This window comes from Nocardioides aquiterrae (assembly GCF_039526625.1).
GTDB classification, from domain to species: domain Bacteria; phylum Actinomycetota; class Actinomycetes; order Propionibacteriales; family Nocardioidaceae; genus Nocardioides; species Nocardioides aquiterrae.
This window is the reverse complement of record NZ_BAAAJE010000007.1, coordinates 181,417-190,316: the sequence shown is the minus strand read 5'-3', so window position 1 is coordinate 190,316 and position 8,900 is coordinate 181,417. Positions and strand designations below refer to the sequence as shown.

Below are 8,900 nucleotides of genomic sequence, written 5' to 3'. Positions count from 1 at the left end.
AGGCACCTGCAGTAGCGCCGACTCGACCCGCTAGGCACCTGCAGTAGCGCCGACTCGACCCCGCCACGCACCTGCAGTAGCGCCGACTCGACCCGCTAGGCACCTGCAGTAGCGCCGACTCGACCCCGCCACGCACCTGCAGTAGCGCCGACTCGACCCGCCACGCACCTGCAGTAGCGCCGAGTCGGCGTCAGATCCAGCGGCGGTACTTGAACACGCCCCAGAGGGTCAGGCTGACGAGCAGCATCAGGACGAGCGCCAACGGGTAGCCGCCGGCCCAGTGCAGCTCGGGCATGTGGTCGAAGTTCATGCCGTAGACGGTGCCGACCAGCGTCGGCGCGAACAGGATCGCCGCCCAGGCCGAGATCCGCTTGACGTCGTCGTTCTGCTCGATGCTCGCCTCGGACAGCGCGCGCATCTCCTCGTTCTGGCGCTGCGCGACCAGCGTGGCGTTCACGGTGAGGATGTCGCGGAGCAGCTGCCGGAACCCGTCGACCTGCTCGATCACCTGGATCAGGTGGTCCTCGACGTCGCGCAGGTAGCGCTGGAGCTCCTCGTCGGTGCCGTACTTCGCGAAGCCGGCCGTCAGCGCGGCCAGCACGGCGGCGAGCGGCCGGGTCGCGCGCTGGAACTCGATCACCTCGCGGGTCAGCTCGTAGATGCGCCGCGAGACGCCGGGGTCGCTGCCGAAAACCTCGGTCTCGATCTCGTCGATGTCGTTCTCGAGGCCGGCCACCACCGGGAGGTAGCCGTCGACGACCCGGTCGAGGATCGCGTAGAGGATCGCCTCGGGCCCGAGCGCCAACAGGTCCGGGTTGGACTCGAGCCGGCGGCGCACGGCGGACAGGTCCGGGGACTCGGAGTGCCGGACGGTGACCACGAAGTCCGGGCCGACGAAGAGGTGCACCTCGCCGAACTCGACCTCCTCGCGGGAGTCGACGTAGTGCGCGGCGCGGAGCACGACGAACAGCGTGTCGTCGTACCGCTCCAGCTTCGGCCGCTGGTGCGCCACGATGGCGTCCTCGACGGCGAGCTCGTGGAGGTCGAACTCCTCCGCCAGCGACCCGAGCTCGTGCTGGTCCGGGCGGTAGAGGCCGATCCAGGCGACCGCCCCCTCGTGCTCGCGCAGCGAGCGGTAGGTGTCGGCGAGGCTCTCGGGCGAGGCGACGCGGTCGCCGGCGACGTAGACGGCGCTGTCGACGATGCTGACCCGGTCGCCGATCCGCTCGACCGCCAGCGAGGCCCCGGGCGTCGCCGGGGTACGGCGGCGCACCCGACCGGTCAGCGACCTGATCGGCTTGAAGGGGGACCGCTCCGACACGGCTCGGAGCGTACGCCCGGGCTCAGCCGGCGGGCCACTCCGGCGGGAAGTCCGCGGCCGCCTTGTCGTGCGCCTTCTGGAGCTTCTTGCGGGCCTTGGTCGGCAGCCGGTCGCCGAACACCGTGCCGTTCGTGTGGTCGGTCTCGTGCTGGAGGCACCGCGCCAGCAGCCCGTCGCCGGAGAACTCCACCGGCTCACCGTCCAGCCCGGTGCCGGTCACGGTCGCGAAGTCCGGCCGGGCGCACTCCACGAACGCCCCGGGGAACGACAGGCAGCCCTCGTCGTCCTCGTCGAGCTGCCGGTCGCGGCCCTCGGGCAGGGTGAGCACCGGGTTGCAGACCACGCCGACCGTCCGGGTGCCCGACGCGTCGGGGCAGTCGAAGACGAACATCGCCACGTCCTCCCCGATCTGGCACGCGGCCAGGCCCACCCCGTCGGCGGCGTTCATGGTCGCGACCATGTCGGCGGCCAGCGCCCGGAGCGCGTCGTCGTACGCCGTCACGCGCTGCTGGGGGCGGTGCATCACCGGCGTGCCCCAGCGGGTGATCGGCCGGGCGGTGCCGCCGTCCGGGAGGGGGCCGTGCGGGGCGCGGGGCTCGTCGGGCATGGAGGGGAGCGTAGCGACCGTGTGACGGGCCCCACGACGCGAGTTGTAGCCCTGAGTGTAACTCCGAGTTACATTGGCGGCATGTCGTTGATCCAGAGCCTCCGGCCCGGCGGGAAGCACGGGCTGTCCAGCAAGGAGAGCCGGGACCCCATCGGGTACGCCGTCGCCGCGTTGAGCCGCCTCGCGCAGAGCGACGTGCTGGACCGGGTGGGCCTGCGCAGGCAGGCCGAGCAGGCGGTCTTCACCACCACCCGCAGCGGCTTCCGGACCATCACCGCCGCCAGCCGGACGTTCGCGAAGGCCGGCACGAAGGGCTCAGCCGGCGTCCGCCCGGCGGCCACTGCGGGGCGCGGCGCCTTCGACCTGACCCCGACCGAGGACGAGCAGATGCTCGTCGACGTGGTCACCGAGCTGGCGACCGAGGTGCTCCGGCCCGCGGCCGCCGCCGCCGACGAGGCGTGTGCGGCGCCCGAGGACGTGCTCGCGGCCGGGCGCGACGTCGGCCTGCCGATCCTCGGGCTGCCCGAGGCTCTCGGCGGCATCTCCGAGGAGCGCTCGGCGATGGCCGGGACCCTGGTCGCCGAGGCGCTCGCGCACGGCGACATGGGCCTGGCCGTGGCCTCGCTGGCGCCCGGCTCGGTCGCCACCGCCATCGGGCTGTGGGGCACCGACGCGCAGCAGCAGACCTACCTCCCGGCGTTCAGCGAGGACGACGTGCCGGTGGCCGCGATCGCGCTCACCGAGCCGACCGTGCTGTTCGACGTGATGAGCCCGTCGACGACCGCCACCCGGACCGACGACGGCTTCGTCCTCAACGGCGTGAAGTCGGCGGTCCCGCGCGGCGCCGAGGCGGAGCTGTTCGTGATCGGCGCGTCCCTCGACGGCACCCCGGCGCTGTTCCTGGTCGAGTCCTCGACCGCCGGCATCGAGGTCGTCGCGGACCCGGCGATGGGGGTACGCGCGGCCGGGCTCACCAAGCTCGACCTGACCGACGTCCACGTCCCGGCCGACGCGCTCCTGGGCGCGACCGACGGGTCGACGTACGCCGAGTGCGTCCGCCTGGCCCGCATCGCCTGGTGCGCGCTCGCCGTCGGCACCGGACAGGCCGTCCTCGACTACGTGGTGCCGTACGTCAAGGAGCGCGAGGCGTTCGGCGAGCCAGTCGCCCACCGCCAGTCGGTGGCGTTCATGGTCGCGAACATCGCGATCGAGCTGCAGTCGATGCGGCTGCTGACCTGGAAGGCCGCGGCCCGCGCCGCGGCGGGCAAGGACTTCACCCGCGAGGTCGCGCTCGCCCGGAAGCTGTGCGCGGACAAGGGCATGCAGATCGGCCTGGACGGCGTGCAGCTGCTCGGCGGGCACGGGTTCGTGAAGGAGCACCCGGTGGAGCGGTGGTACCGCGACCTGCGTGCGATCGGCGTCATGGAAGGTGCGGTGCTGGTCTGATGGCCATCAATCTGGACGACCCGAAGAAGTTCCGGCCGCTGGTCGGGCAGGCCCACCAGGTCGCGATGAACATGCTGCGGCCGATCTCCCGCAAGTACGACAAGGCCGAGCACGAGTACCCCAAGGAGCTCGACATGCTCGCCGCGATGATCGACGGGCTCTCGGAGTCGGGGGCGAGTGAGGGCGCCGGCGCGGCCGGCGTGAAGCGCACCGACGACGGTGCCGACGGCGCGGTCCGCAACGGCACCAACCTCGCCTCGGTGATGTCGATCGCCGAGATGTGCTGGGGCGACGTCGGGCTGCTGCTGTCGATGCCCCGGCAGGGTCTCGGCAACTCCGCGATCGCGTCGGTCGCCAACGACGAGCAGCACGAGCGGTTCGACGGGGTCTGGGCGTCGATGGCGATCACCGAGCCCGGCACCGGATCGGACTCGGCGAACATCCGGACCACCGCCGTCCTCGACGGCGACGAGTACGTCATCAACGGCGAGAAGATCTTCGTCACCGCCGGCGACCGGTCCGACGCGGTCGTCGTCTGGGCGACCCTGGACAAGGAGCTCGGCCGGGCCGCGATCAAGTCGTTCGTGGTGCCGAAGGGCACGCCGGGCATGACCGTCGAACGGCTCGACCACAAGCTGGGGATCAAGGCCTCCGACACCGCGACGATCCGCTTCGAGAACTGCCGGGTGCCGAAGGAGAACCTGCTCGGCTCCCCGGAGATCGACGTGAAGCAGGGGTTCGCCGGCGCGATGGCGACCTTCGACAACACGCGCCCCCTGGTCGCGTCGATGGCGGTCGGCTGCGCCCGGGCGGCCCTGGACCTGACCCGGGAGCTCCTCGAGCGGGCCGGGGTGACGGTCGACTACGACCGCCCGGCGCTCGCCCAGCACGCGGCCGCGGCGAAGCTCCTCCAGATGGAGGCCGACTGGGAGGCCGCGCACCTGCTGATGCTGCAGGCGGCGTGGATGGCCGACAACCGCAAGCCGAACTCGCTCGAGGCCTCGATGGCCAAGGCGAAGGCTGGCCGGGTCGGCTCCGACATCACGCTGTCGTGCGTCGAGCTCGCGGGCTCGGTCGGCTACAGCGAGGGCGAGCTGCTCGAGAAGTGGGCGCGGGACTCGAAGATCCTCGACATCTTCGAGGGCACCCAGCAGATCCAGCAGCTGATCGTGGCCCGCCGCGTGCTCGGGCTGACCAGCGCCGAGCTGAAGTGAGGAGCAGGCATCCGGCGAGTCACGAGCCGGGTGCCGCAGCGACGAAGGTCGAGCAAGCCGTCCGACCGAGGAACGAGGTCGGAACCGGCGGGTCGAGACCACGTCAGACCACGAGGGGAGCGAGCCGCTCCACGTCGTCCGGACCGTCCAGGTCCGCGACGGCGAGGAACACGGTGTCGACACCCCGGTCGGCCAGCGCACCGTAGCGGTCGCGCTGCTCGGCCGGGGTGCCGGCGTACGTGCGCTCGGCGTACGCCGCCGCCTTCGTCGTGCCCCGCAGCCGCTCGACCCGGGCCCAGGTGTCCTCCCGGTCGCGACCGACGGTCGGCAGGTCGAGCACCGTGACCGCGACGTCGGTGCCCGCGAGCGCGCGCAGGGCGCGGTCGACGTGCTCGGTGCGCACGTTGACGGCGTCGGCGTGCTCCCGCGCGACCGCCAGCATCCGGTCGCCGGAGCCCCCGAGGATGATCGGGATGTCGTGAACCGGCCGCGGGTACGACGTCGTCTCGGGCAGGTCGGCCGAAGGCCTGGTCCCCGGCGCCCACAGCGCGCGCATCGTGGCGATCGCCCGCTCGACCCGGTCGACGCGCTCGCGCGGCGGCGGGAACGGGACGCCGTACGCCGCGTGCTCGCGCTCCCACCAGCCCGCCCCCAGGCCGACGAACGCCCGGCCGCCGGAGAGCGCGTCGAGCGTCGCGGCGGCCTTCGCGGTGATCCCCGGCGGCCGGAACGTCACCGGCGTCACCAGGGTCCCGAGCTCGAGGCGGGTGTCGAGGCCGGCGAGCAGGCCGAGGGTGACCCAGGGCTCCGGGATCGGCGCCCAGGCACGGTCGACCTGCGGGATCTGGATCAGGTGGTCCATGAGGGCGATGCCGGCGAAGCCCGCCGCGTCGGCGGCCAGCGCGACGCCGGTCAGCCACGCGGGTGGCTCCTCGCCCCACGGGAACCGGCTCACCTGGAGCACGAACCGCAGCCCCTGCGAGGAGCGGCGTTCGACTGGACGGGTCGTGTGCCTGAGCCCGACCTCCGGGTCGGTCTGGGGCACACGACCCGAAGGCGCGACGTGGTGGACGACGTCCCAGCCCGCCAGGTCGGCCTCGCGGACCCGGCGCAGCTGGCCGGCGAGCGCGGGCGCCGGCACCGGCCGGTCCCGGGCCCGGTTGCGCGCGCGGCAGACGTCGTCCGGGGTGTCCAGGACGACCGCGACCGCCGGCAGCCCGGCCGCGCGGGCGGCCGCCGTCCACCGGCTCCGGCGTACGTCGTCGAGGCCCAGCGTGTCGACGACGGTGCTCAGCCGGCGGCCGAGGCGGGCGGCGACGATCCGCTCGAGCAGGTCGAACGCGTCGTCGGTGGCGTCCAGGTCGTGCGCGCCGCTGCCGACCACGCCGCGCAGGTCGTCCGACGCGACGATCTCGTCGCGCCGATAGTGGGCGCGAGCCCAGGTCGACTTCCCCGATCCCGAGGCGCCGACCAGGACGACCAGCGCCGGGTCGGGCAGCCGCTCGCTCGTGGTCAGTCCTGGCGGGGCGGGTTCCCGATCGACTCGATCGGGCTGGGCAGGTCCGGGTCCTCGAGCAGCTCCGCGGCGCTCTTCGGCTGCCCGGCCTTGCGCGGCGGCAGCTTGCCGCTCGGGGTGGTCTTCGTAGGCGCCGACTTCGCGGCGACCTTCGTGGCCGGCGCCTTCTTCGCGGCCGACTTCTTGGCCGCCTTCTTCGCGGGCGCCTTCTTGGCGACCTTCTTGGCGACGTCCGCCGGGGTCGCGTCGACCTGGGCGGCGTCGGCCGCGGCGTCGATCGGGCTCTGCGGGGCGGGCGCCGGCTCGGCGACCGGCTGGTGGGCGGCCTGCTTCTTGACCAGCTCGGTGGCGACGTCGGTCACCGGCGGCTTGGTCGCCTTCTTCGGCGGCGCCTTCTTGGCCGCGGGCTTCGGGGCGGGCTTGGCGGCCGGCTTCGGGGCGGACTTCGCGGCCGGCTTCGCTGCCGGGGCCGCGGAGGGAGCCGGGGCGGGGCTCGGCTGCACGGCGCGCAGCCCGGTGTCCGCGGGCTCGGTGTGCCGGTGGCCCGGGACGCGGGTCGCGATGACCCCCGCGGCGCTCTTGGTGACCTGGCCGGCGACGGCCTTGCCGACCTCCACGGTGCCGCGCGCCTGCTGCAGGGCGTGGCCGGCGGCCTTGGTCGCGGTGCCGATCGGGTCCTTGATCGTCTCCGAGGCGGCGTCCTTGATCTTGCCGAGGGGGTTCTTGCGCGGCACGTGAGTTCCCTTCGATCGCGTTCGCTGGGTCCTGCTCTGGATTCAAGCATGTACCCCGTCACGGTGGGCATGCTGCGTCGGTGTCATCCACCTCACGCCCGCACGACCGTGCCGACCTGATCGTCAATGTCCTCGAGGACGCGTTCGCGCCCCTGATGGAGGCCGACCCGGCCGCGTTCCGGCACAAGTTCCGCACCATGTCCGCCGACCCCCACGCGTTCTACCGCGGCACGGCGTGCCTGTTCTACGCCGACGTCACCGCCGACGAGGACCCGTTCTGTGACGAGCGGAGTGGTCGTATCTGGGTGCACGGGGACCTGCATGTGGAGAACTTCGGGACCTACCTGAACTCCGACGGCCGGCTGGTCTTCGACATCAACGACTTCGACGAGGCGTACCTGGGCCGCTTCACGTGGGACCTCCAGCGGTTCGCGGCGTCGCTCGCGTTGGTCGGCTGGCAGAAGGCGCTGCCCGAGGACGACGTACGGCGCCTGGTGGGCCGCTACCTGCGGGCCTACCTCGCCCAGGTCGACGAGTACCGCGAGTCGGACGACGACGACTACGCGCTGCACCTGGAGAACACGTCCGGGCCGGTGCACGAGGCGCTGGTCGTCGCGCGGCTGCAGCGCCGGGCGGACCAGCTCGACCGACTGACCAGGGTCGCCGACGGCACCCGCACCTTCGCCGACGCCGACGGCGTGCGCCGGCTCGGGCAGCGCGAGCGCGCCAAGGTGGTGCGCGCGTTCGAGGCGTACCTCGACACGATCCCGGCCACCAAGCGCTTCGACCGGGCGCTGTTCTACGAGCTGCGCGACGTCGTCGGCAAGTCCGGCTTCGGCATCGGCAGCGCGGGGCTCCCGGCGTACAACCTCCTGGTCGAGGGGTTCAGCCAGGCGCTCGACAACGACGTCGTGCTGACGATGAAGCAGGCCAACGTGCCGGCGGTGAGCCGGTTCGTCGACAGCGGCGAGGTCGAGCGGTACTTCGAGCACGAGGGCCACCGGACGGTCGTGAGCCAGCGCGCTCTGCAGGTGCACACCGACCCGCTGCTCGGGTACACCGAGCTCGACGGGGTCGGGTACGTCGTCGCCGAGCTCTCGCCGTACGAGGTCGACCTGGACTGGTCCGGCATCACCGAGCCGGACGAGATCGCAGCCGTCGTCGACCTCCTCGGGCGGGCCACCGCGAAGATCCACTGCGCCTCGGACGAGGACAGCGACCAGGACCTGGTCGACTTCCAGGTCGAGGACGCCATCGCGGACTCGGTGCACCGGCGCCGGCGCGAGCTCACGACGTGGCTCACCGACTTCGCGATGTCGTACGCCGAGCGGGTGCGCGCGGACCACGCGCTGTTCGTGGACGCCTTCCGCGCGGGTCGGATCGGCGTCTCGGCGACCTGAGGCCCATGCTGGGGCCGTGTACTCCCGGTGGTTGGCGCTCACCGCGCTCGCGTACGCCGTCGCGCACCACCTCGGGCTGCTGCCCGGCGGCCTCGGTGCCGCTCCGGACGGCACCTGCTGGGCCGACTGGCTCGACCTGCTGGTGCCGGGGCTGGTGCTGACTCCGGGCGCGCTGACCCTGGCGGCCGACCGCGCCGGGCCGCGCACGTGGACCCTTTTCGGCATCGGCGCCGGGCTGTACCTCTCCGGGCACGGCATCCACCTGGCCGCCAACTCGATCGGGAACACGGCACCCTCGACGACCGCGCACCTCTGGGACGAACGGGTCGGCCACCTGGTCTGGTACGCCGGCGCCGCCCTCGTCCTCGCCGCCCTGGCCCGCTCGATGCGCGGCCGCGCCCGACCCGGCCCGGTCGGCCACCTCCTGGCGCTGGCCGCGGGGCTGACCTGGGCGTCGAACGCGCTCGGCGGCGGCGGGCTCGTGCTCGGCCTCCTGGTCGCCCTCCCGGCCGCCTGGTACGGCTGGCGGCACCGGCTTCGCCCCCGCCGTCGCCGTCCTGGGGGTCACCGCGGTCGTCTGAGTGCGCGGATTGGTCACCAACCGCATGAGTTCGGCCCTGAAACCTGCGGTTGGTGACCAATCCGCGTGCCTGGCGCCGGCT

Annotated in this window: 8 protein-coding genes; 4 read left to right on the top strand and 4 right to left on the bottom strand. The window is 73.0% G+C overall.

What is annotated here, in order from left to right; translation table 11 throughout:
• Window positions 1-190: 190 nt before the first annotated feature.
• Entirely contained in the window at window positions 191-1,321 is a 1,131-nt protein-coding gene (locus ABD086_RS11015) for a magnesium and cobalt transport protein CorA (RefSeq protein WP_343907572.1), read from the bottom strand.
• 22 nt (window positions 1,322-1,343) lie between these two features.
• Window positions 1,344-1,928, bottom strand: a complete 585-nt coding sequence (gene def / locus ABD086_RS11010) for a peptide deformylase (RefSeq protein ID WP_343907571.1) — start codon at window positions 1,926-1,928, stop codon at window positions 1,344-1,346.
• An 81-nt stretch (window positions 1,929-2,009) separates the two neighbouring features.
• Here def and ABD086_RS11005 point away from each other — a divergent pair, with 81 nt between their 5' ends.
• On the top strand, window positions 2,010-3,374 hold the full coding sequence (locus tag ABD086_RS11005) for an acyl-CoA dehydrogenase family protein (protein ID WP_343907570.1): 1,365 nt from the start codon (window positions 2,010-2,012) through the stop codon (window positions 3,372-3,374).
• On the top strand, window positions 3,374-4,588 hold the full coding sequence (locus ABD086_RS11000; protein WP_343907569.1) for an acyl-CoA dehydrogenase family protein: 1,215 nt from the start codon (window positions 3,374-3,376) through the stop codon (window positions 4,586-4,588). Before ABD086_RS11005 ends, ABD086_RS11000 begins: the two co-directional genes overlap by 1 nt.
• 103 nt (window positions 4,589-4,691) lie before the next feature.
• Here the strand turns inward: ABD086_RS11000 and ABD086_RS10995 are convergent, their stop codons facing one another.
• Together ABD086_RS10995 and ABD086_RS10990 are read right to left on the bottom strand one after the other, a co-directional pair.
• Entirely contained in the window at window positions 4,692-6,062 is a 1,371-nt protein-coding gene (locus ABD086_RS10995; RefSeq protein WP_343907575.1) for an LLM class flavin-dependent oxidoreductase, read from the bottom strand.
• 38 nt (window positions 6,063-6,100) lie between these two features.
• Window positions 6,101-6,838, bottom strand: coding sequence for a hypothetical protein (locus ABD086_RS10990; RefSeq protein WP_343907576.1), 738 nt, complete (start codon window positions 6,836-6,838; stop codon window positions 6,101-6,103).
• An 80-nt stretch (window positions 6,839-6,918) separates the two neighbouring features.
• Between ABD086_RS10990 and ABD086_RS10985 the strand changes: the two genes are divergently transcribed.
• Both ABD086_RS10985 and ABD086_RS10980 read left to right on the top strand, forming a co-directional pair.
• Window positions 6,919-8,238: a DUF2252 domain-containing protein gene (locus tag ABD086_RS10985; protein ID WP_343907568.1), complete on the top strand. Its 1,320-nt coding sequence runs from the start codon at window positions 6,919-6,921 to the stop codon at window positions 8,236-8,238.
• Window positions 8,239-8,254: 16 nt separating this feature from the next.
• Complete coding sequence (locus ABD086_RS10980) at window positions 8,255-8,875, top strand: hypothetical protein (protein WP_343907567.1); 621 nt, start codon at window positions 8,255-8,257, stop codon at window positions 8,873-8,875.
• The last annotated feature ends 25 nt before the right edge of the window (window positions 8,876-8,900 follow it).

Bases quoted from the DNA above. Each gene is read 5' to 3' on its own strand.
- def (WP_343907571.1), bottom strand. From the start codon at position 1,928: ATGCCCGACGAGCCCCGCGCCCCGCACGGCCCCCTCCCGGACGGCGGC.
- ABD086_RS11005 (WP_343907570.1), top strand. From the start codon at position 2,010: ATGTCGTTGATCCAGAGCCTCCGGCCCGGCGGGAAGCACGGGCTGTCC.
- ABD086_RS11000 (WP_343907569.1), top strand. From the start codon at position 3,374: ATGGCCATCAATCTGGACGACCCGAAGAAGTTCCGGCCGCTGGTCGGG.